Annotated in this window: 25 protein-coding genes and 1 tRNA gene; 11 read left to right on the top strand and 15 right to left on the bottom strand. The window is 40.7% G+C overall.

The features are described from left to right. The first annotated feature begins 110 nt into the window (after nt 1-110). From HQK88_08455 to HQK88_08425, 7 genes are all read left to right on the top strand, one after another. Complete coding sequence (locus tag HQK88_08455) at nt 111-1,700, top strand: hypothetical protein (GenBank protein ID MBF0616832.1); 1,590 nt, start codon at nt 111-113, stop codon at nt 1,698-1,700. Between the two features lie 45 nt (nt 1,701-1,745). After that, the gene (locus HQK88_08450; protein MBF0616831.1) at nt 1,746-1,904 is read left to right on the top strand and encodes a DUF4209 domain-containing protein; all 159 of its coding nucleotides are present in this window, start codon (nt 1,746-1,748) and stop codon (nt 1,902-1,904) included. A gap of 20 nt (nt 1,905-1,924) precedes the next feature. Continuing rightward, entirely contained in the window at nt 1,925-2,368 is a 444-nt protein-coding gene (locus HQK88_08445; GenBank protein ID MBF0616830.1) for a hypothetical protein, read from the top strand. Between the two features lie 3 nt (nt 2,369-2,371). Further along, nucleotides 2,372-2,671: a hypothetical protein gene (locus HQK88_08440; GenBank protein MBF0616829.1), complete on the top strand. Its 300-nt coding sequence runs from the start codon at nt 2,372-2,374 to the stop codon at nt 2,669-2,671. Between the two features lie 274 nt (nt 2,672-2,945). Further along, the gene (gene atpB, locus HQK88_08435; protein ID MBF0616828.1) at nt 2,946-3,617 is read left to right on the top strand and encodes a F0F1 ATP synthase subunit A; all 672 of its coding nucleotides are present in this window, start codon (nt 2,946-2,948) and stop codon (nt 3,615-3,617) included. Nucleotides 3,618-3,643: 26 nt separating this feature from the next. Next, the gene (gene atpE / locus HQK88_08430; GenBank protein MBF0616827.1) at nt 3,644-3,982 is read left to right on the top strand and encodes an ATP synthase F0 subunit C; all 339 of its coding nucleotides are present in this window, start codon (nt 3,644-3,646) and stop codon (nt 3,980-3,982) included. 77 nt (nt 3,983-4,059) lie between these two features. After that, entirely contained in the window at nt 4,060-4,686 is a 627-nt protein-coding gene (locus HQK88_08425) for an MBL fold metallo-hydrolase (GenBank protein MBF0616826.1), read from the top strand. Between the two features lie 62 nt (nt 4,687-4,748). Here the strand turns inward: HQK88_08425 and HQK88_08420 are convergent, their stop codons facing one another. The 12 genes from HQK88_08420 to HQK88_08365 form a co-directional block, all read right to left on the bottom strand. Beyond that, nucleotides 4,749-6,251, bottom strand: a complete 1,503-nt coding sequence (locus tag HQK88_08420) for a DUF1566 domain-containing protein (GenBank protein ID MBF0616825.1) — start codon at nt 6,249-6,251, stop codon at nt 4,749-4,751. Nucleotides 6,252-6,333: 82 nt separating this feature from the next. Next, nucleotides 6,334-7,659: an amidohydrolase gene (locus tag HQK88_08415; protein ID MBF0616824.1), complete on the bottom strand. Its 1,326-nt coding sequence runs from the start codon at nt 7,657-7,659 to the stop codon at nt 6,334-6,336. An 8-nt stretch (nt 7,660-7,667) separates the two neighbouring features. Next, entirely contained in the window at nt 7,668-8,006 is a 339-nt protein-coding gene (locus tag HQK88_08410) for a hypothetical protein (protein ID MBF0616823.1), read from the bottom strand. A gap of 127 nt (nt 8,007-8,133) precedes the next feature. Beyond that, complete coding sequence (locus HQK88_08405) at nt 8,134-8,604, bottom strand: hypothetical protein (GenBank protein MBF0616822.1); 471 nt, start codon at nt 8,602-8,604, stop codon at nt 8,134-8,136. Between the two features lie 132 nt (nt 8,605-8,736). Beyond that, a complete protein-coding gene (locus HQK88_08400) occupies nt 8,737-9,456 on the bottom strand; it encodes a hypothetical protein (protein ID MBF0616821.1) in 720 nt (239 codons plus the stop codon). 40 nt (nt 9,457-9,496) lie between these two features. Beyond that, nucleotides 9,497-9,572 (bottom strand) — tRNA-Ile (locus HQK88_08395). Nucleotides 9,573-9,680: 108 nt separating this feature from the next. Then, nucleotides 9,681-11,384: a DNA primase gene (locus tag HQK88_08390; protein MBF0616820.1), complete on the bottom strand. Its 1,704-nt coding sequence runs from the start codon at nt 11,382-11,384 to the stop codon at nt 9,681-9,683. 261 nt (nt 11,385-11,645) lie between these two features. Then, nucleotides 11,646-11,840, bottom strand: a complete 195-nt coding sequence (locus tag HQK88_08385) for a 30S ribosomal protein S21 (protein ID MBF0616819.1) — start codon at nt 11,838-11,840, stop codon at nt 11,646-11,648. Nucleotides 11,841-11,982: 142 nt separating this feature from the next. Continuing rightward, entirely contained in the window at nt 11,983-13,203 is a 1,221-nt protein-coding gene (locus HQK88_08380; protein ID MBF0616818.1) for an MFS transporter, read from the bottom strand. A 70-nt stretch (nt 13,204-13,273) separates the two neighbouring features. Next, nucleotides 13,274-15,094, bottom strand: coding sequence for a hypothetical protein (locus HQK88_08375; protein MBF0616817.1), 1,821 nt, complete (start codon nt 15,092-15,094; stop codon nt 13,274-13,276). Next, complete coding sequence (locus HQK88_08370; GenBank protein MBF0616816.1) at nt 15,091-15,834, bottom strand: ABC transporter ATP-binding protein; 744 nt, start codon at nt 15,832-15,834, stop codon at nt 15,091-15,093. The genes HQK88_08375 and HQK88_08370 overlap by 4 nt, the downstream gene beginning before the upstream one ends. Continuing rightward, nucleotides 15,824-16,591: an ABC transporter permease gene (locus HQK88_08365; GenBank protein ID MBF0616815.1), complete on the bottom strand. Its 768-nt coding sequence runs from the start codon at nt 16,589-16,591 to the stop codon at nt 15,824-15,826. The genes HQK88_08370 and HQK88_08365 overlap by 11 nt, the downstream gene beginning before the upstream one ends. A 183-nt stretch (nt 16,592-16,774) precedes the next feature. Here HQK88_08365 and HQK88_08360 point away from each other — a divergent pair, with 183 nt between their 5' ends. The 4 genes from HQK88_08360 (at nt 16,775) to HQK88_08345 (ending at nt 20,598) form a co-directional block, all read left to right on the top strand. Continuing rightward, nucleotides 16,775-18,034, top strand: a complete 1,260-nt coding sequence (locus HQK88_08360) for a DUF3391 domain-containing protein (protein ID MBF0616814.1) — start codon at nt 16,775-16,777, stop codon at nt 18,032-18,034. 102 nt (nt 18,035-18,136) lie between these two features. Continuing rightward, nucleotides 18,137-20,149 (top strand): hypothetical protein, encoded by a 2,013-nt coding sequence (locus tag HQK88_08355; GenBank protein MBF0616813.1) that lies wholly within the window; start codon nt 18,137-18,139, stop codon nt 20,147-20,149. Nucleotides 20,150-20,191: 42 nt separating this feature from the next. After that, nucleotides 20,192-20,386 (top strand): type II toxin-antitoxin system HicA family toxin, encoded by a 195-nt coding sequence (locus tag HQK88_08350; GenBank protein MBF0616812.1) that lies wholly within the window; start codon nt 20,192-20,194, stop codon nt 20,384-20,386. 2 nt (nt 20,387-20,388) lie between these two features. Beyond that, complete coding sequence (locus tag HQK88_08345) at nt 20,389-20,598, top strand: type II toxin-antitoxin system HicB family antitoxin (protein ID MBF0616811.1); 210 nt, start codon at nt 20,389-20,391, stop codon at nt 20,596-20,598. A 9-nt stretch (nt 20,599-20,607) separates the two neighbouring features. Here the strand turns inward: HQK88_08345 and HQK88_08340 are convergent, their stop codons facing one another. From HQK88_08340 to HQK88_08330, 3 genes are read right to left on the bottom strand one after another with little or no spacing between them, the layout of a single operon-like run. Beyond that, nucleotides 20,608-21,360, bottom strand: a complete 753-nt coding sequence (locus tag HQK88_08340; GenBank protein MBF0616810.1) for a tetratricopeptide repeat protein — start codon at nt 21,358-21,360, stop codon at nt 20,608-20,610. Between the two features lie 21 nt (nt 21,361-21,381). Further along, nucleotides 21,382-22,032 (bottom strand): histidinol phosphate phosphatase domain-containing protein, encoded by a 651-nt coding sequence (locus HQK88_08335; protein MBF0616809.1) that lies wholly within the window; start codon nt 22,030-22,032, stop codon nt 21,382-21,384. Nucleotides 22,033-22,091: 59 nt separating this feature from the next. Beyond that, entirely contained in the window at nt 22,092-23,129 is a 1,038-nt protein-coding gene (locus HQK88_08330) for a deoxyguanosinetriphosphate triphosphohydrolase (GenBank protein MBF0616808.1), read from the bottom strand. Nucleotides 23,130-23,139 lie beyond the last annotated feature (10 nt).

Below are 23,139 nucleotides of genomic sequence, written 5' to 3'. Positions count from 1 at the left end.
TTATTGTTTCTTCTCAAATGGGAGGTTATGCAAAAATTATGTATTCAATGTGATGATAAATGAGGATTATATCCTCCAAAATCCCTTGAATTATCAGGAAGCGAAAGAAAATGGATAATTTGGTAAAAGAACTTTCAGCAGATTTAGACAAAGCAGATATACAGCCCTGTAAAATATATACAGCACAAAATCAATTGCTATTATTTGCTGATGAACATAAAAATGAATTGTCACATGAAGATAAAAAAGCAATAGAATCATTTAAAAAAGTCTTTTCCTTTGAAGTCAGACAACAGCACAACCCATCAAAAAAAGATAAATCTCGTTTCTATACAAACATAGGTGTGGATATTGAGTTACAAGAAAATGAACTTATATTTATAAATGACGTTTCCACACTACTTAATCATTATATTCTTGCACCATTTTTGGATGATATTTTGATTGAATCAAAGGACAAATTAAAAAATTATAAAGACATTGATGTCATTACTCTTGCACAAAGAACAATTGACCGCTATCTTATTCAAGTAGAAGAACTTAAAGCAAAACCCGAGGCTGACCGGCCAGAGTTTTGGCAGCTTGCCATTATGGATTCTTTGGATAGAGCCCTTGAATTAAGTTTGAAGTTCAATCAAAAAGACAGGATTGATGAGGCTCTGGTAATTCTTAATGAACTCGGAAAGAGTTTTCATTCGGTAAAGGACTGGAGATGGTTATTGCCTGTTGTTCAATCGTATGTCCGCGCTGTTGACAACAAAGAATATTCCAGCCTTGTATCAGATAAGGAACGTATAAAAAGTTGGGCTGAAGAGTGTGCCGATGGATTTGCTAAAGATGACGGCTTATTCCATCTAATTTACTCCGCAAACAATTTGTCGGCCAAAATCGGCAAATCGTTAGGAGAAGAGGAGCCAGAGAAACGAGCAAAAAATAAGAGTGTTGAACAAATTTCCATGGCAGCGCATCAGCGTGCAGAAAATGGCGATTTTATATCAGCTTCAACAATACTGGACATGGCAATTATATTAGCGGAAGCTGGCGACGATCATGAAACCATGAAAAGGTTATCCAATAAGAAGACAAGATACTTTCAACAGGCGGAACAAGCAGGTCAATTCTCGAAGCACGAATTTGAATTAAAATTAGGTGAAAAAGAGACTGAAGAGTTTCTTACTCCATTTCGGCAAGCCGAATCACTCGAAAAAGCGATAGGCATCTTGATAGGTTTTCCTGGTATAGTGCCAGATTATGATAGTTTAGAGAAAATGTTCACAAGTAATCCTCCTTTATCCAGTTTAATAGCGCAGAATGTAATCATTGATGGAATGGGAACTCAAATTGCTGGTGAGGGATTAAAAAGAACAGGCATTGACTTGCAAAAAAATATTTTTTTGTCTAATCATGTTCAGATTATGGCTCATCTTTTTTTGGAATTAGCTTTCCTATATTTAGAGAAAGAGAAAAATCTCAATGACACTGAATTTAACAAATACCTTGGTTCATGGAAGTTTATACATCAGGTAAACAAATCAATTGTGGAGCATGGTGTAAAGAAGCACTTTGAAAAAGATTACATTAGTGCTCTTCATATCCTTGTGCCACAGTTTGAAGGTACACTACGCAGGGCATTTCATACCGCCGGATATAATGCAGTCATTCCTGAGTATACAAAAGATGAAGGGATAAGCATCAAGTAACAAACATTTGGTGCTTTTTTAATGCGGGAGGATATAAAGAAGGCTTTGGGTGAATCCCTAAGCAGACATTTTTATTTTGTTTTCTGCGATCCAACCGGATTAAATTTAAGGAACAGCATAGCTCATGGCATTATAAGGCATGAGCTTTTAACTTCCGGAATTAGCTGTCTTGTTTTACATTGTTTTCTATTATTAACAAATTAAAAAAACAAGGATGATTAAACATGCAGACTTTAGAAGTTAAACCGAATACAAGCAGATTAATGTTTGACTTGGATATACCTAAGGACACAAATAAGATTGTTTATTACAGATATTTATTTAATTCCACTGAACCCTTAGTAGAAACACTAATATTTGATAAGTTAAAAGACCTTTATACTATTACAAACAGATATCAGGTTCAAAATTTTATATATGAGAAAATGAATTTACTTGAAGTGCTTAAGGAAGTTCATGGTGAGATCAATAGAATTTTTAAACATAATATTAGAGAATTAAAAATAGAACATTTTTGCGACCCAGAAGATGATTATGAAATGTTAATTATAAATATTGATACGAGTTTATCTATTGAAGAAGATCTTAACTTGTTAGAGCAATTTTATGATGATTTTTGGTTGGATAAAGACGCAAGCATTAGAAACTTTATAACTGTGACGGTATAATTAATGATATTTAAATGGTCTGAGTATATTGAACTGTCAGAGCAGCTTATTAATAACGGAGAGAGTTCTGATATAAAGTCCGCTTATTATAGAACTTCTATCAGTCGCTCCTATTATGGTGTTTATTGTATAGCAGCAGACAAAGTAAAAGATTATCGTGGATCTGATATTCCAAAAGGAGATTCACACACTTACATAAAAGATATATTCAGCAACTCATCAGGGAGAATAGCAAAAATAATAGGAGAAGAATTAAAATGGTTGCGCTCAGAACGTGTGAAAGCCGACTATAACGCTTCATAAATATTTGAAAAAAAAAGTTCTGAAAAAGCTTTGTTAAGGGCTAAAAACTTATTAAAATTATTTAATGATACTAATTTGAAAATTGACTCTGGACATTAAATATTTCATATTTTCAACTGCTGATTCTCAAGTATAACACCCTGACCTATTCTAAAATTATTATTTCAATCTTACAAGTGAGACAATATGTAAAATAAAAATATTTTATTGGGTTCTTGACATTTAATCTGATAAGTGAGTAACATAGTCATATTTTGTAATAAGGAGGTTGAAATTGGAGTCACATGCACTTATACATATACAGGGGGTACCGCCCTTTGTCACGTACTCGTGGTTAGCAATGATTATACTTATAACGGTGGCATTTATAGTCAGAGGGTCCTTAAAGCTGGTGCCAGTTGGAACACAAAACGTGGCTGAGGGAATTGTTGAGGCTCTGTATGATTTTTGTAAGGATAACATAAACCACCATTGGGTTGATTCAATGTTTCCTATGATAGGAACCCTTGGCCTGTACATCCTTACTTGTAATTTGATGGGTTTGATTCCCGGTTTTGAAGCGCCAACCAGTGACATTAATATGACAGCCTCGTGTGCAATACCGGTGTTTTTGGCAACCCACTACTTTGGGCTTAGAGAGCATGGCGGCAAATACATAAACCAATTTTTGGGTCCTGTACGGTCAATATATGCGATACCGCTAATGATTATGATGTTTGTAATAGAGTTTATCGGGCATTTAGCACGTCCTGTCACGCTCTCAGTCAGGCTTTTTGGGAACATGCTGTCAAAGCACATAATCCTGTCAGTGTTAGGATTGTTAGCTCCTGCGGTGATTCCAATAGTGTTTTTAGGTCTTGGCATTTTAGTAAGTGTGGTGCAGGCTTTTGTTTTTGTTTTGTTAACTACACTGTACTTTGCAGGTGCAGTTGATGAGTCACATTAATAAACAATATTGTGGAGGATAAGTACATGAAGAGATTTTTGGTTTTACTGTTTGTAGTGACGATAGTACTGGCGGTTCCCGCAGCAACTTTGTATGCCGGAGATACTGACGGTCAGACAAGTTCAAACGTTAAAGCTTTTGCCGCTATCGGAGCACTGATAGGGCTGGGCATAGCTGCGCTTGGCACTGGAATTGGTCAGGGACTTGGTCTTAGTAAGGCATGTGACGGTGTGGCAAGGAATCCCGGCGCCTCTGGTAAGATTACCACCACGTTGATTATCGGTCTTGCTATGATTGAATCACTTTGTATTTATGCTTTCTTACTGTCCCTGGGTGTACTTATGAACCAGAAGTTGTTCTTCTAAAAAGGGATATAAAAGGTATAGCTATATTGTGTTAGGGATCATGTCGTTCCAGTGGCAGCTGCTGCGGAGGCTGAAAGATGGGATTATTGATTAAGTGCTTTATTGTAGGCCCGCTTCAAGTTAACTGTTATGTTGTCTCTGATGATGACACAAGGGAGGCTATAGTAATAGACCCCGGCGATGAGCCCGACAGAATTATAGACTTTGTAACGGAAAAGTCACTGAGTTTAAAGAGTATCGTTTGTACACACACGCATTTTGACCACATAGGGGGTATTCCTGAAATAAAGGATGCCCTTAACCCCCTTCTTTTAATGCATGCCGATGAACGCACCATATATGAATCAGCAAAAGAGATGGCAGCATTTTGGGGCCATCAGATGGATAATCTGCCAAAACCCGATCAGTTTCTCGCAGAGGGGGATAAGATAACGATTGGCAATTACAGTTTTGAAGTAATTCATACCCCGGGGCACACCTGGGGAGGGATTTGCCTTTATGGCGAGGGAATTGTCATTACTGGTGACACATTGTTTGAGGGTTCGGTGGGAAGGACTGACCTTCCCGGCGGTAGTTCAAAGGATTTAAAGAAATCCTTCAGGCGTCTGATGGGACTACCGCCTCAGACAAGAGTGTTTCCGGGACATGGCCCTGAGACCACTATCGCAAATGAAATAAAATACAACTTCTACAACACTGAGTAGCGTTTTCAGATAAAATCTTTTCTATGAATGTACACTCGTTATTAACAGGCATATAGAATGCATTATTTCCAATATCCTCCGGTTGCTGTCATTGTACTGCCGTCAAAGTAATACAGGAATCCATCCGGCCATGCAACGATAGATGTACCGTCTTTAAACTTTTGGACATAGTAATAACCTAAATTGCCACTTTCCTGTAATACGGAACCTGATCTTGTGCCGTAGGTGGAAGTGTTTTGGTTATAAAGAGCATTCAGTGCAGTTTCAGCCCGTGAGCAGTCGGCGGCTGTTTTCCAGTTTACGTTGGCATAGTATGTATTGGTTCCGTCATAATAATACATATAACCATCGGTCCAGGCTATAAGTGCGGTGCCATTAGCATACCATTGAATGTAATATACCGTATCGGAGGAAGTTCCTATCTGTACTACACCTGATTTTTCACCGAAATATGCAGCATTGCGTAAATAAAGGGTGTTGATTTCAGTGAGTGCACTGTCATAATCAGATGTGGAGGCGTTGCTAAATACGCATCGGACATAATTGTTTATCTGTACTAAATCATTCTGATCGCCGATTCCAGCGGAATAATCCGTTCCATCATCGTATTTTGGGTCAGAACGCTGAGCACCAGGGCCATGAATATCTGCTCCTGTTACGGAGCTGCAAGGGCCAAAACAAACATAATCGGCATATTCTGTGTGTTCACCGGTTGTCGTACTTGACCAGAAAAAGAGCGAGCTTCCGGTAGTTTGATTTATTTGAAAATAGTTTGTGTCTATAGCAGGGTTAGTATTAGAGTAGTCCACTATGCTTTGTAGTTCTTTAACGTTTGGCAGACGCCAATTGGAAATGCCTCCAAGCGTAAGGTTGTCGCAGTAATTTAGGGCATCCTTCCATGTAAATTGATAGGAGTTGGTTGATTTTGCTCCGTTGGTTTGTTGCCACAGTAAGCCGGTTGCCCTGTCGGTAATGGTTCCATTACCGTTATTTACAAAACTGTTTTCAAACACTCCGGATGTGCCTCTTGCACAACGATAAAAATTCTCAAAAGTACCATCTGTTCCATTGCTTTTGATGTGTCCATCAAGAAAATTATAGAAATACACTGTGTTGACTTTATCCGGACGAAGCGTAGATGACCATGTTTGCCCCATCATGTCGTAGGTATGAGTGCCGGTAAGCTCCCCTTCTGTGGGAATTTCCAGATCAAAATAGTTTGTATCTATATAAAACCGCTTGTGTGTGGCACCCCTTGAGTCCGATATAGAAAACAGTTCTTTGATAGTTGGCACTCTCCAGTCGGTATAACCGCCGAGGGTGAGATTGTCACAATACCCATTAGCCGTATTATAATCTACCTTGCTTGAATGATGTGCTCTTTCCCACATAAGCCCGGTGTTTTGATCTATAACTACAGTGAGATTATCGTTAAAAGTATAGTAAGGGACTGTACTATCGTACTGAGCGTCCTGACCATAAAAACTACTCCCATAAGATGGGCACGTTATAGGACCTAAATTACCATAACATATGTTTTGTCCCGTATCCACAGCCTTAAACACTATGGCTGCCTCGATTGGTGTTAATATATGTAAAAAAAATGCGCAAGAGAAAACACAAATTAATTTCATCGTAAATAAACTATCAGTTTTTGGTTTCTACGGCAATCCTGTCTTTCCACCATCTTGCCTTTTCTATTATCTCCTGCTCATCTTTCATGAGACAAACCTTGTTTTCAACCGTAAGTTTTCCGTTTATCATAACAGAGTCAACATCTGATGCCCTCATTGAATAGACAATAAGGGAGTAAATATCATAAAAAGGTGTAAGATGAGGTTTATCGAGGTTCAGTATTACCAAATCGGCAAGTTTACCAGCCTTAATGCTGCCAAGGGTTTCTGATTTTCCAAGTGCTTTAGCTCCCGATATTGTTGCCATTGTGAGGGCATCCTTAGCGGTAAGCACCGTTGGGTCATTGTTTACAGCCTTGTGAAGCCTTGCCGCTATTGACATCTCGGTAAAAATATCGAGGTCATTGTTACTTGCAGCGCCATCCGTTCCGAAAGTTACGTTTACACCTTTTTTGAGCATTGGCACTACCGGAGCAATACCTGAGGCAAGCTTAAGGTTACTCTCCACACAGTGCGACACACTAACACCTGACTCTGAAAGTAGCTCTATCTCTTTATCACTTACCCATACACAATGGGCTGCTATAACCGTATTATCCAGTACGCCTAATGCGCTTAGATGCTCTACAGGAGGCCTCCCGTAGAGTTTTATTATGTCATCTACCTCATGCCGGGTCTCTGAAAGATGCGTATGAAGCAAAACACCGTAACGCTCAGATAGTCTCTTTGCTTTCAAAAGTGTGTCCGGACTACAGGTATATGGAGCATGTGGGGATACTGCCGGAGTTATAAGGCTGTCTGCGGATAGCCAGTCTTTTATGAAAATTTCGGCCTTACTCAGATATTCATCGGCATTTTGAGCCGAGGCCGTTGGAAAATCTAAAATGCCGGCACCCAAAACCACCCTCATTCCCATATCTCTTGTCGTTCTTGCTATGCTCTCTTTAAAGAAATACATATCATTATACATGGTTATTCCGTTTAACATCATCTCAAGACAGGCAAGGGTTATTGCATCGGCTACAAACTCATCGCTTAACCATTTGCCCTCGGCAGGCCAAATGTAACCCTCAAGCCATTCCTTAAGGGGTAAATCATCGGCAAGCCCTCTAAAGTAAACCATGGCTGCATGAGTGTGAGTGTTTATAAGGCCTGGAATTACCGCCCTACCCTTACCGCCCAAAATCCTGCCGGGTTGATATTTTTTAGAAAGAGCTTCAAGTGTGCCGACCTCAGTTATTACACCGCCGGATACGGCAACCGCCCCGTTTACTATCGGTTCAACTTGCGGTTCCATAGTGACAACATAATCGCCGGTGATTAAAAAATCTACCTCAATGCCGTTACTCAAGCATTTCCCCACTTTACATCACTATGGAAAGCCTTGATGGCTGAACCTTGAACCTCTTCAAGCATTTCATTTTTTGTTGCTACGATAAGCTCATGGGTTACACTTAATTTGGAGGCTACCTCTTTTAATGTCATACCCTTTTCATAGTGCAGCTTCACTATAAGTATTTTTAAGAAGTCATCACTTATGAGCTGTTTAAGTTGCGAATCTTCTATCGCAAGTCTGTTTACCGCATCCTCATAACCTGTGCCGTGTTCCACTTCTGCACTTAATGTCTTTATTGCCTCGTCATATATGAGACTTTCCTGCTTTGTGAATTTCTTGAAATCATCCACTGCCCTTAGCTCTCCTTAAAATAACTCACTGCGCCGATTGTTTACAAACCACTGCAGCCATGGAGCGGAAAGGCTATTGTGATTCGTGTTTGTGCCCGCTCCAGAGCTTTCCTATATAGAACTGTTATTATTCTTTACCTTTACCTGCAGGCTTTTTCTCTGTCTCAGAGTTCTTTGTCGATTTCATAGGAAACATATAAAGCTCTTTTGCAGCTTCAAGCACCCCGCCAAGGTATGTTGTTGTCTCCTCAGTTAAGGATACGCCGGTCTTTTGAACATCCTTTATAAAACTCTCCCATCCTGTATGGTCCCACGTGCCTTTTGTTTTTTTGATAAAGCCTATCGTACTTTCAGATATATCCAGTAAAACGTTTTCAAAACCCTTCGTACTCATAAGTGTGCTATTGAGTTTCTTCATTGACTCAAGCATAGAGCCCAGATATGACTGCATATCATGGGACAGATTAAACCCCTTTTTCTGCATGTCTGATAAAAACTCCAGCCATGCCATGTGGTCCCACTTACCACCCTGCGACTCCACAAATTTACTCGCTCGCTCTATCAGCTCTTCAAAAGAATCAAAGCCCTTTTTACTCATAAAAACTTACCTCCATCATTTTATTTTATGCCAAGAGTAAGGAACTCCTCTTAAACCCTTATAAATATCGGTGAGTTATTATAACTTTATTTATTAAAAAAAAACAGTTTAATAGTGGTTGGCTTAGAAATTCTACTTATTATTGTTTTCATTTTCGTACCACAGAATCCGTCCACATTGCGGGCACGTCAAAATGCGGTCATTCTTCATAACCTCTACAAACAACTGGGGAGGTATGCTCATATTACAGCCACAACAAATCTCTGACACTGCTCTGACTACGGCTATCCCATTTTTCTTGCTAAGCAGTTTAATATATTTATCATAGATTTCTTTACTTATTTCTTTGCTCAGTTTATTTCTTTTAGCAATCAGCCCTTCAAGCTCTTTTTCACTAACGGCTTTTTCTTTATTCAGGTAGGAGAGCTTTTCGTTATAGTGTGACTCCTCCTTAGTAAATGCAAGCTCTGATTTTTTTAATGCCTTGTCATAGGTTTCCATCTGCTCCATAAGGTTTAAAATGTCATCCTCTACATGGCGCTTATCTCTTTCCACTTGTTCTATTTCTTTTAAGTGGGTTTTGTATTCCTTATTTGATTTAAGGTCGTTAATGCGGCCTTTCATCTTTATGATTCGCGCACTTTTTTCCTCTGCCAGCAGCTCCAGGTCTTTCCTTTGTTTTATCGCCTTATCAACTGCCGCCCTTTTCAGAGCTACATCTGATTTAGCAGCATTAAGAGCCTTATCGTACTCAACCACCGTTTTAGGCGTTTTTTCGATAAGAAGTTTAATTCTTATTACTTCACTGTCAAGAGCCTGTATCTCTTTTAGGAGACCAATCTCTTCTAACACTTACCCACCATATAAAAGATTAACTCAGATGCCTTTCTTGTGGTGGGCCCACCAGGACTCGAACCTGGGACCAACCGGTTATGAGCCGGTAGCTCTACCAACTGAGCTATGGGCCCTGCTGATTTTTCGCTTGCCGTTATGCTTTTCTCTTTCTTCATATGTTTACAACGTTAGAGTGTAACAAATATTGTTTCTGTTTAGCAAGCAAAATTATTAAATCCTCGTTAATTTTCCTTACTTGTTTTTATTAATCTGTTTAATCTTAAAAGTTCAGCCTGCAAAACCGAGATTGTTTCAGTATTGTTTAGGTTTTCTGCCATTTTTATTTTACCGTTTATTTCCGCTATGGTTCTTAAATAAATTTTTTTCTTCATATTTTTCAGGCAGTCAGACACATTTTGTACAACATTTTCTGTGTCAACATAAGGCTGTACCATAAGAGACGTTATGTAGGAGATTTCCTCCTCAGTACATACTGCCAGGATACTGTCATTTGTGGGGTTAAGTTGTCCTTCAAACAATCCGGAAAAGACCTTCTTTAAGGTTGAGTTTTCAAGCATACCCAAATCTAAATCGGCTGCTATCGTCCCTCGCACATCCTCAAACCCCATATAAGCATTAAATAGAATTTCCTCATCTATCAGGCGGTTATAACTTTGTACGGTTATTTCTTTATTTTGGTTTGTGGTGCGGCTTTTTACGGAGTCTCTTAACGTTGTCTCAGAAATTGCACCCTTTTTTGATAACTCTGTAATCAGTCTGCCCCTTAAAACCGTATCCTCAACATCCTCTATTGTCCGGTATATCTCTCTGAGATTTTCTATCCCGTTGCCTCCGGTAAAAAGCATAAAGTCAACAAACCCCATTGACTGGGAGAGCAGTCCGGCAAGGGCAGGTTGACCGTCTTGCCTAAGGAGGCTGTCAGGATCATTTTTCCCGGGTATTACCACTCCTTTAGCTATCAACCCCTTCTTGCTTATCAGTGATATTGCACGCCTTGCAGCTCTCACTCCGGCCTCATCCCCGTCAAAAAGCACAGTAACTTCATCGGCACTGCGTTTTAACAGTGTGGCATGCTCCTCAGAAAGCGCAGTGCCAAGTGGCGCCACCACATTTTTAATCCCATACTGATGACACATTATTACGTCCAGATACCCCTCCACTATGACTACCGATCTGGCTTTAGAGATTGCATCATAAGCCTGGCTGAGGCCATAGAGTGTCCTCTTCTTTTTAAACAGTGGTGTTTCTGAGGAATTTAAATATTTGGGAGGAACATCATCGAGAGCTCTGCCGCCAAAGGCTATCGTCTGCCCTTTAGCTGTATCTATAGGAAACATTATTCTCCTTCTGAAAACATCAAAAGGCATATTTTCCCTTATACTTACCAAAGAGGTCTCAAGTATCTTACCATCCAGATGGCCGCGGCTCTTTAGGTGCTTATAGAGCATATCCTTACTATCAGGAGCAAAACCTATTGAGAACTCATCTAAACTCTCATCGCTTAACCCTCTTAGACGCAGATAACTGTTGGCCTTCTCTGATTTCTTAAAAATTGCCCGAAAAAACTCCCTGGCCTCCGCGTGAATATTGAGATACTCCTGTCTGCCCTCCGTACCCATTCCTTGCGGATAAAAATTGCTGTCAATTTTGACCCCTGCCTGCTCTGCCAACTGCTTAAGGGCATCAAGGTAGGCAAGTCCCTCCTCTTTCATGACAAATGTGAAGATGTCTCCGCCTGCGCCGCATCCGAAGCAATGAAACACCTGCCTTACTGGACTTACCGTAAATGAGGATGTCTTTTCACTGTGAAACGGACACAACCCCTTGAAATTAGCCCCGGATCTTTTCAAATTCACATATTTTGAAATTACATCCACTATGTCTAAACGGGACTTTATATCGTCTCTGACTCTTTGCAGGTCCATCTATTAGCTTCTTACCTCATAAGCTGCACATTAACTGATTTGCACATATACTTCGGCGCTGTCTTAGGTTTGTATATCTGTCTCAGGCCGCTTCTCTTATAGTTGACTATAGAACATATGCAGCCGCATAGTCAAGCTGCACATAAAAACGACAAAAAGCAAGAACGTCTCAATCATCCTTGCTTTTTTTACAAAATACACAGTAGTTCTTCGGTTCTTTATATAGATCAAAACATCCTGCGAAAAAATAAACATTCGCAGTTACTGTGATACAGACACGCGTTTAGCAGCTTTCTTCCTGGCTGCTATTATCTTTTTCTTTTTTCTGATGCTTGGTTTTTCGTAGTGTTCTCTCCTTTTTATCTCAGACAGGATCCCTTCCTTTTCGCACTGCTTCTTAAACCGCTTAAGAGCAAGCTCAAAGGAATCACTATCCTTGACATTTACCATGGGCATTCACATCCACCCCCCCCTTTTTCTATTTTTAAGTTCTTTTTTATAAAACAGTGCGAAGTTTAACATTATTTCACTAATTTGTCAATATATCTTTTGTAAATAAAAAATTTTTATTAATCATTGATTTAGTACTTGAAATATCTTAATTTCTTTGACACATATCACTCCTTTTAGCATCTTTTTTTATCGCAGAAATAAATGCAATAAACAATAGAGAGGACAGTGCCGCCGTTATTGCTCCGAAATAGAACGTGGCAGATGGAGAGACGTGATCCCATAACCCGCCACCTATCAGGCTTGCCGGAAGCATAGCAAGGCCGACAACAGTGTTATAGACACCAAAGGCTGTAGCCTTAAAATCCTGTGGTATAATTGTAGCAAGAAACGCTTTCTGTATCCCCTCCGTAAGTCCCATAAAAAGACCGTAGAAAGCGAAAAGAATCCAGATGGCAGTTGTGCTTTCTGCAATTGCAAAACCGTAGTAAAGTATGGCAAATAACACAAAGCCAATAAGGATAACCCTCTTTGCGCCGAACCTGTCTGCAGCTATGCCTGCAGGAATTGCAGATAAAGAATAAACGATATTGAATATGAGATAAACAACAGGGATCATAACCGTAGAAACCCCAACCTGCTGTGCTCTTAGTATCAGAAACACATCGCTGGAATTTCCGATGGCAAACAGCGCAGCAATAGTTGTAAAATACTTGAACCTCCAGTCAAAATGTTTAAAGGTCAGCTTAGGTTTTTCTACACTTAAAGCTGTTGGCTTTTTCTTTTCTGTAATGAAAAAGATGATTAAGAGCACTGTTATCACGCCGGGTATCATCGAAATCCAGAAAACTTTGCGGTAATCGTTAGACAACAACCCAAGGAGAAAGAAAGCCAGAGCAGGCCCAACAACAGCTCCCATTGTATCCATCGAGCGATGGAAACTGAATGCTCTTCCGAGATTTGAGCTGTCTGAGGATTCGGCTATAATTGCATCGCGGGGAGAAGTACGTATTCCCTTACCAAACCTGTCAATGATGCGAAACCCCATCACATGGTGCCAACCTGTAGCAAGCGCAACAATTGGCCTGCTTAGTGTTGAGATGGCATATCCGGCTGCCATAAGCCACTTGCGATTTCCGACTCTGTCGGAAAACCAGCCGGAAAAGACCTTTAGCAGGCTGGCCGTTGATTCTGCAATACCCTCAATAAGACCAATAACAGATTTGTTTACTCCGAGAACATTTGCTAAAAAAAGCGGAACAAGGGGGTAGATCATCTCTGAGCTGACATCCATAAAAAAGCTGACAAGCCCAGTTAAAAAAACATTTTTCCCGACACCGAATATCTTTCTGTCCTTTTCCATACGCATCATCCACCTCCTTTTAAGAAATGCTTTAAATAATTGTACAATACTGGTAGTATGATAGCAATAATTTTATCTAAGGATGTGGAGAGTTCTTATTATCCATATTTCTTTTTCTCATCTCCATATATAGTTTAAAATTAATGCTTTTCTGAGCCAGTTCGGAATTCGGATCCTTTTCTATTACGGCATCAAAGTATGCGTTGGAGTTTTTGAAATCATTAAGTTCCAAATAGCAAAGGCCAAGGTTAAAGTTTATCTCTTTGATTTCGGTAGCATATTTCAGTGACTCTTTAAACACCTCTATTGCCCTGCGGGTAAGCTGTTCCTTACGTGCCGGATCATTTGATATCTGAGAGGCTGTCTTCATGTACAAGTACCCAAGGTTGTTATATGAGCCAAGATTGCCGGAGTTTTCCTTTAAAGAGTCAATAAATAGAGATTCGGCCCTTTCATAGTTTTTCTTATCCATTTCAACAAGTCCAAGGGAATTAAGCACTATTGATTTCTTTTCACGGCTTAACTGTTTAAAGCTAAGAGCTTCTGTTAATTGTTTTCCAGCCTCTGCAAAATTATGTTCCCGTATCAGAGCTATGCCGTAGTTGGTTTTGGTTATAACGGAATGCGGGTTTTTCTTAGCGGCATCCTGCCAAAGGGCAAAGTCAGAGTGCCAGTCAAGAAGGCGGTCATGCGTTAAAAGCGCATAGGTTAACGCAATAACAAAAAGCAAAGACAATCTTAACTTTCTATTTACGCCGCCTTCGGCAGAGTTTTTATGGGCAGGATATAAAACCATAACAAGCAAAACACAGAAACCCGCTGAGGGAAGATATAGATAACGTTCACCAATAGGGGCAGCTATCTGAGAAACGGCTATAGTTAGGGAGGGTAATAATGTAATCATAATCCACAAAAGCCAAAAGCCTGCAAAAAATCTGGGTGAGGCACCCACTCCGTTTCGTTTTACTGCCAAAAATACTAACAAAATTACCGGTATCATAAACAGCACATAGTAGCCTGTGCCTGATGGCAGCTCCGGAATTATGTTTAAATTCCACGGACACAGCAGCTTTTCATAGTAATAGCTGGCAGCGCTTATGATATTTTTAACGGCTGAGTAAGAAGAGGCATTTTTGCTTAGAAAAGCTCCTGATGTGCCCGGTGCTTTAAATAACTCCATAAGCCAGCCAAACCCTCTCAAACACATATAAAAAGTTAACGATATGGCAACAGAGGCACAGACCATAATGAAACTTTTTTTACCGGCCCTGATAACAAACATGTACGCTAAGGCTATTACTATAAAAACAATGGCATTTTCCTTAGAAAGAATTGCAAACAGAAAAAACACAGAGATAAGAAATAGTCCCTCTCGTTTTTTTTCGTGCAAATAAACCAACAATGCAATAAAAGCAAATAAAAAGAAAAAAGTGGCAAGTAAATCTGTCCTATCTGAAATCCAGGCAACCGACTCGGTGTGTATAGGATGTAGCGCAAAGAGAAGGGCACTGAAAAAAGAAATTCCCAGATAATTACCGTTAAAACCGCTCCGGTTTTTTAAAGCATTAAATGTACCAATATATAGAAGCACCGAGTTTAACGCATGAATTATAACGTTGTGCACATGATATCCAATGGCATTAATATGCCACAGGGTATAATCCAGTGACAGGGAAAGTATGGTCATCGGCCTGCAGTATAAACCAGTGTTTATAAATATATCATAAGGGTTTTTCTTGTTAACGAGTATGGCCCCTTTAATTATCTCCTCGTCATCCCATATCAGGCCGCTTTTAAAGGTTGGAATGTAGATGATAACAGAGACTGCAAATATAATCCCTGCATAAAGAGCGTGCCTCCGGTAATCTTCTTTCCTATCAGCGTTTTCGTCTTTCATATATTACGAGCGGCATCGCCGCTTGCCTTTACATCCTCTGTAGAAACGATACCCTTGTTTATGTGGTAGATGGTGCCAGACATCTCGTTTAACAACTTCTTGTCGTGTGAAACTATAATAATACCCCTTCCGTTATTTTTAAGCCATTTTGCTCTTTCTAAGCACTTAAGTTGAAAATACTCATCCCCTACAGTCAGTATCTCGTCAAAGAGAAATATTTCCGCAGAGCTGTGAACAGCTATCGAAAAGCCCAGCCTCAGGTGCATTCCCGATGAGTACTTCTTGATGGGCATGTCTATGAAGTCGGATAGTTCGGAAAACTCGATTATACTGTCAATATTTTCTCTGATTTCCCGTATGGTCATACCAATAATGGCGCCGTTTATGTAGATATTCTCTCTGCCTGTCAGATCAAGATGAAACCCTGCACCAAGCTCTATCAGAGGCGCCACCACACCCCTTATTATAACCTCACCAATGGTTGGATAGGTTACAGAGGCGATGAGTTTTAATATTGTGGATTTACCTGCTCCATTTGGGCCATAGAACCCTATGCACTCACCCCCGGACAGCCTCAGGTTAACATCTGAAAGTGCCCAGAACTCGCCGTCCTTCAGATCTTCACGGCGTGTACGTTTAAATATGTTGAAAATATCCTCTCTTATGGAGCGGTGAAAAGTCTCTCTGTAGTTGTATTTTTTCCACACACCCTTTAACTCTATTAGTGAATCAGATGACATCAGCAAAGGCGCGTTCTATTTTAATAAAATACCTGTAAGCTAACTTGTAAGACAGTACCACAATGCCGCCCACCAAAAAAAACTGCCAATAAACGATGTCTCTGTCTTCAAGCACGCATCGGCGCATATTTTCTATTATAAATGTCAGCGGGTTAAGAAACAGCAGGACTTTTATTTTCATATCAAGTTTATCAATGGAATACATAACGGGAGAGGCAAAAAACCACAGTTGCAACAAAAAAGTAGTGGCAAGTTTAACATCCCTGTAGTAAACATTCAGACCGGCAAGGAAAATTGATACCGATGCTGTAAATAACACTAACATAGCGGTAAGGGGAATCATCCAAAGAGCCAGCCATGACACTTTTATCTGATATATAACCAAAAACACAACAAATAGTGCCAATGCTATCAAGTAGTCAATAAAAGCAACAGCAATACCGGAGATGGGCAGAATTTCACGAGGAAAGTATATTTTAGTTATCAACTGGTACTGTGTTGTCAAACTTGGGATGGAATAGTTTAATGCTGATGAAAAAAAGAGCCACGGTAAAAGTCCGGCATAAAAAAACAACATCTGAGGGTAAGATGAATTTTGTACCTTTAGTACGTAGGAAAAAATGAATAAAAACAATAGCATCATGCTTAAGGGTTGTACTAATGCCCACAATATGCCTATCGAGGATTGACGATATCTGACTGTGAACTCCCTCCAGACAAAAATAAGCAACAAATCCCTGTATTTCCGTAGTCTCATAATTTTCCCTGCGATTACTGATATTGTAACGCACATTCTGGTGTTTTTTACACTTCAACTTGTAGTTAACCACACCATCACATTTTTTTTCAAGACAGTTTGATTTTATCCGCAAAATATGTTAGTATGTCGCGTGGGTGTTGTAGCTCTATTTATTTTAGGTTTTAGTGGAAGGGATGGTGCATGAAAAAACGCATATCTGTAGATGATTTGAGGCCTGGAATGTTCCTTGACGGGCTTGATGCTACGTGGTATAAGAGTCCTTTTGTAAAGACCCGCTTTGAAATAACCGGCAACGATCAGATAAAGAAAATAAAAGATGCTGATATCGCCTTTGTTTTCATAGACACGGACAGAGGGCTTGACGTCTTAAGCGCCGAGGAAACTTTAATAAGTAAAACTACAGCGCTTGAAAACGATGTAAGCCAGTCTCCCCAAAAATCCGCTAAAGAGTCTGCTACTCAGAAACCTGGGCCTCGGCCACAACCAACACTTGAGGAGTATATAAAAAAGAAAGAAGCACTCTTCCAAATTGACCGCTCAAGTATAATTTCAGGAAGTTTTGTTGATTTCACACTATACGGTAAATCCCATATGAATATAGATTCACTTATAGAGTACAAGGGTAAAGATATTCAGGTAAATGAAACAGCGTTTGTTAACTACTGTGAGTTGATGATAAAACCTGAGGACATCCCCAGATACAAGGCTTATATCAAAGATGCGGCCAAGGCGGTTGGAGGCTCTCAGGAGACTAAGCACATGCTGGTAAAGGAAAATGCGAGGATGTGCATAAAGGAGCTTTTTGATAATCCTCACAGCGATGAAAATGTACAACAAAGTAAAGAAGTAACTGAGGGCATTATTAATGCCATATTAGAGAGCAAAGGCCTTATAACAAATCTGCTCACTATAAACAAAAAAGACTTCTATACGTACTCTCACTCGGTCAACTTAAGCGTACTTAGTGTGGCTACTGCCGTATCCTCAGGAGTGACTAACGACGGTGAATTATTTGCTATTGGAATGGGCTGCCTGCTTCATGACATAGGAAAAACCACAATCCCGCCAGAGATTATGGCTAAACCAGTCGGCAAATTATCCAGATTTGAGATGGATATTTTCAAAGAACACGTAGCTGAGGGTTATAACATACTAAAGCTCTATAAAGGGATTTCTGAGGCGACATCGCATCCGCTTTTAGAGCATCACGAAAAGATCTCAGGAACAGGCTATCCAAATGGACTCAGTGGCTCAAAAATGCACACATCAGGAAAAATAGCAGCACTGGTTGATCTCTACGATATCCTGACAACGTCGCGGCCAGGGTATAAAGGAATGTCAGCTTTTGAAGCCCTGTCTCATCTGCGCTCACTCAGTGTTGATTACGATCCGGACGTGTTGAAGGAATTTATTAAAATCTTAGGTAAAACCACCTTATAACCCGTTTCTGATAGTACTCCAATTTTGTTTGATTTAAAATACCCTGCAATGGTAGCATATTATATAGTGTTATAATTTATCAAAATATAAATGGGGGAGCAAATGAAAAAACAATTCAGCATAGTCGCAGTAGTTTTGATTATCATGTTACTTCAGCAGATAACTTTAGCTATGGCATCTGAGGACAGTAACAGTACAGGCACAGGTGTAGAAGTAAAACAAGAAGTGCCATTTTCAAAGACGACGTTCTCAGAGATGGAAAACAGGGATAAACAACCTATGTCGGATACTACTCAACACAGAGTTATACAGCGAAGATTGGCCCCTTACATTCATTATATAAAAAAAGACAGCCCGGCATCGTCTAAAAGCGGAGGAACAACATTTGCTCCTGACACTGATGCCCCTGCCCTTACCAGTAGTTTTACTGGCATGAGCTCCAGTAACGTAGCCCCACCAGATACCATGGGGGCTGCCGGCCCTAATTATTTGGTTAATATGACAAATGGCGGGGTTGCAATTTATACAAAATCCACAGGAGCCCTTTACAGACAGGTTACACTGGCATCTTTTTGGTCATCTTTGGGCTCTGCTGCCTCATCCCCCTACGACGTTAAAGTTATCTATGATCAGTTTAACAGCAGATTTATAGTCAGCTCTGTAAGTGGTGAGTCGGGACCTAACGCCTATCTTCTTGTCGGAGTTTCGGCAACGAGTGACCCCACCGGGACATGGTACATGTGGTCAATAAATGTGTCTTTAAATAACGGCACTACCTCGACCAATAACTGGGGAGATTATCCGCAACTTGGGTTTGACCAAAACTACATTTACGTAACGCTAAATATGTTTGACAACTCTGATAATTATCAATATGTAAAGATCATTGCCATAGCCCAGAGCCAGCTTACATCCTCACACTCATCTCTGACATGGACTGAGCTTGTAAACCCTTCTGGCACATACTTTGGACTACAACCGTGCCATGTCTTTGGCACCTCTCAGTCGCATTACTTTCTTGAGGAGGGCTATTATGGCTCAGGAAACTCCATTTCAGTTATAGCTGCCACCGATGCGCCAGCTTCAGCAAGTGCAACCGGGGATGCTTCAAGCGGTGTAACAAGATATTTTAAAGTCTATAATCTAAGTTTTTCTGGCAGTAGCTCTGTCTGGAGCGATAAAGGATATATACAAGTACAAAACAGCTACCCAATATTAGACATGCCTTCTGCCTCACAGCCTGGCACCACTTACAAGCTCGACACAGGGGATACGCGTATTTTAAGTTCAGTGTGCCGTAATGGCTATATATGGGCATCTCACACAGTGGGGAGCTCTGATAACACGAAAACCGAGGCAGCATGGTATCAGATAGACCCATCAAGGGCATCTTCTAACTCCTCCTCAATAGGCACTACCGTTTCAGAGGGAAGGGTTAATGACACCACACTTTCGTACTTTTATCCATCCATTGCGGTGGACTCAAGCAACAATGTTGCACTGGGTTTTAGCGGCTCCTCAAGTTCCACGTATGGCAGTGCCTACTACACTGCCAGAAATTCCACTGCTGCTGCCGGCACTATGCAAAGTGTAGCAACGCTTAAAGCGGGTGCCGGAGCTTATATCTGTTCTTTCTGCGGCTCTACTACAAGCCGATGGGGAGATTACAGTGCCACAGTGATTGACCCCACAGATGAGTCCTTCTGGACTATTCAGGAGTATGCTCCCGGCGGCACTAATACCAATACATGGGCAACTTGGTGGGGACATTTTGCTATTTCGGCATCATCGTCAGGGTCGCTCACTCATACACTTACAGCGCCTACTACTACTGCGATAGCAAGAGGCAGTAATCTGGGGCCATTTTCCTCATCCATTGTTAACACCACAAGTTCCACCTATTACATGTATGCTTATATATATACACCATCAGGCGACTGGCTTTCTCAAACTAACGGCCAGACAATATCATCGGGACAAACAGTCTCCGGAACTAATCTAAATATATATATTCCCTATGGTGTACAAACTGGTACATATTATTATTTTGAAATAGTATATGATTCAAGTTGGAACACTTACGAGTATAAGTATTTCAGTTATACTGTCTCATAAGAGTTATTAGTGTAGTTGAAGTGGCAAGCGGCACAATTAAAAATGAAGGTGCGTGAGATTATAAGAATAGTCAAAAAAGACGGTTGGTATGTTGTTAAGTCTAAAGGTGGTCACAGACAGTTTAAACATTATTATAAAAAGGGCAGAGTGACAATATCCGGCAATCTAAATGATGATATAGCACCAGGAACCTTAAACAGTATATTGAAACAAGCCAACTTAACGGGAGTGAATTGACTATGAATAAATATTTAATTGTAATAGAAAAATCAGAAAATAATTTTTCTGCATACTCACCCGACTTGCTGGGCTGTGTAGCAACAGGCAAAACACAGAAGGATGTAATTAAGAATATGCACAGAGCTATAGAGATGCACATTGAGGGATTAAGAGAAGATGGAATACCAATTCCTGAGCCTCAAACCTGCGTAGATTATATAGAATTCTGAAATAAAGCTTTATTTCTTTTGTTGAGGTTTTGTTTTTTTAGTTGTATTGTCAGTTAGCGCAGGCGTTTTATTATCAGATGTGGCATCAGAGAGAGTATTGTTATCATCAGCAGTGTCTTTTATGATGTATGCCGAGCCGGGATAATCCTTTGTAAGTTGCGCATATTTATCCTGTGCCTCCTGTCCTTTGCCCAATTGTGTTAAAAGCACCGCCCACTCATACAGGGCTGCGTCCTTATATGATTGTGAGGGCAGGGCATAGAGTGACTTCAGAGCTTCAAGTGCTTTATCGAACTCCTTTTTTTCCTTGTAGATATTAAATAATTTAAAATACGAAAGAGGTAAAATTTCATTATTTTGAGTATATCTTGAGTTTAAATCTAGTAAAAGTTTGACAGCATCATCAGGCTTTCCGAGCTCTTCTGTGCAGGCAGCCATATAAAGCAATGTTACCGGTGAGGGTTTCAGGCTGTTTGAGCGTTGAAATGCTTCAAAAGAAGCTTTCAGGCGCACCGGCCTGTCAGCACCGGTAGCTGCATAATAGTTGGCATATCCAGTCATTTTCAGCTTTTCCGCCTCTGATGATGTGTATTTCATATACCCTGTGTAGGCAAGGGCTGCTATCACTAAAATAGCGGTTATCACTACTGCTATGTGTATTTCCTTTTTTTGCTTTTCGTAGAAAGAACCTATTTCGTGAAGCGTTCCCTTTATTTCATCGCCGTGTTTTGCTGCTGCTTTTTTCTTAATTCGTTTTGGCATTTAATACTCCAATAGTTTTTTTTATTTTTGAAGTTTTAAGACTATATCTTCCGAGTTTTTAAATATACCGGGGATATCGCTTTCCCCAATACCGGCTGCCTTCAAAATCCTCTCAGCCATAGAGCGGTCTGTCAGATCATCAGGTGCGTGGGTATCCGTGTTGATTACCAAAGAAGCTGCGTGTTTAAGCGCCATCTTTGCCACATGTCCATTTGTAAGGCTGTGTCCTTTTCTTGCCGTTATCTCAAGCGCCACACCCCGCTCTTTAGCAAGGATTACATCCTCCTCTGCAATAAGGCCAGGATGGGCAAGGATATCAACCCCAGCCTCTATCGCCGCACGATTAGTGCCTTTTCTTACCGGCTCAACTATTGTCTCTCCATGCACTAACACCACTTTAGCGCCCAGTGAGCGTGCCTCTTTGGCAATATCTGCTATCATCTCAGGCGGCACATGCGTTATCTCAACCCCAGGTATTACCACTATTGACCAGTACCGGTTTAAATCATTGGCAACACGTACAACGTTTGGCACTACGGACGTCAGATTTGAGCTATCCACGTGATCGGTTATTGCTATGGCTTTGTAGCCACGGTCAACGGCACGCGCAACAAGCTCTGAGGGAATCAGCTCTCCGTCACTGAATATGCTATGGGTGTGCAGGTCTATCATAAGTGCAAACTATTATACGCAAAAGCAGGCATGTTTATGCAAGTATTTTTTTGTTTCTTTTAAATATCAGTCCACCGTTCCGGTATAAAAATCTTATCATAACTTGCCAGCGCAAATCTGTCTGTCATACAGGCTATGAAATCACGCACTGTTGTGTGTCTGTCGGCATTTGTCTCAGACGGAATATGCCCCATTATCTGATCTACATTTTCAAGATAATACCCGTAGAGGCTCTCAAGAACATGTTTGGCCTTTATAAACTCAGCTTTTAAGCGGTCACTCTCATAAACCCTCTCGTACAAAAACTCCCGTAGTTTATACACGGCACCCAAAACCGGTTCACTCATATTCAATGAGCCGGGATTTCTTGCCATGGTGTTATAAACCAGGTCTGTTACCATCGTGTTTATTCTTTTAGCATGAGTGTCGCCTATGACCTCTGTGATATTAGCAGGAATATCACTTTTTTGTATAACCTCAGCCCTGAGAGCATCGTCAAGGTCGTGGTTAACATAGGCAATTATATCGGATATCCTGACAACCTGTCCCTCAAGTGTCTCAGCCATTGAGGAGTCATTGTCAGGCAGGATGCTGCCCTTGCCTTTAGAGTGTTTTATGATGCCGTCTCTGACCTCGAATGTGAGATTTAGTCCCATACCGTTTTTTTCTATGAAATCAACAACTCTCAGACTCTGCACATAGTGGTCAAAGCCGCCGGGATGAATTTTTCTTAAAACCGTCTCTCCGGCGTGTCCAAATGGGGTGTGCCCAAGGTCATGGCCAAGGGCAATGGCCTCCGTGAGGTCCTCGTTTAGCCTCAGGGCTCGCGCTATGGTTCTGGATATCTGAGACACTTCAAGCACGTGTGTGAGGCGTGTGCGGTAGTGGTCCCCTTTGGGGGCCAAAAAAACTTGTGTTTTATGCTTAAGGCGACGAAAAGATTTGGCGTGGATTATTCTGTCTCTGTCTCTCTGAAAGCAGGTTCGAATCTCTCCCTCTTGTTCCTCTTTCTGGCGCCCCTTGCTGTTTATGCTTAAACATGCACGCTTACTCAACACCTTTGCTTCGATTTGCTCTGTTTGCTCCCGAATTGTCATAGCTGGTTCA

The sequence above is a fragment of the Nitrospirota bacterium genome, assembly GCA_015233895.1.
Lineage (GTDB): Bacteria > Nitrospirota > Thermodesulfovibrionia > Thermodesulfovibrionales > Magnetobacteriaceae > Magnetomonas.
The sequence above is the reverse complement of the archived record's forward strand: the minus strand, read 5'-3'. Positions and strand labels throughout refer to the sequence as shown.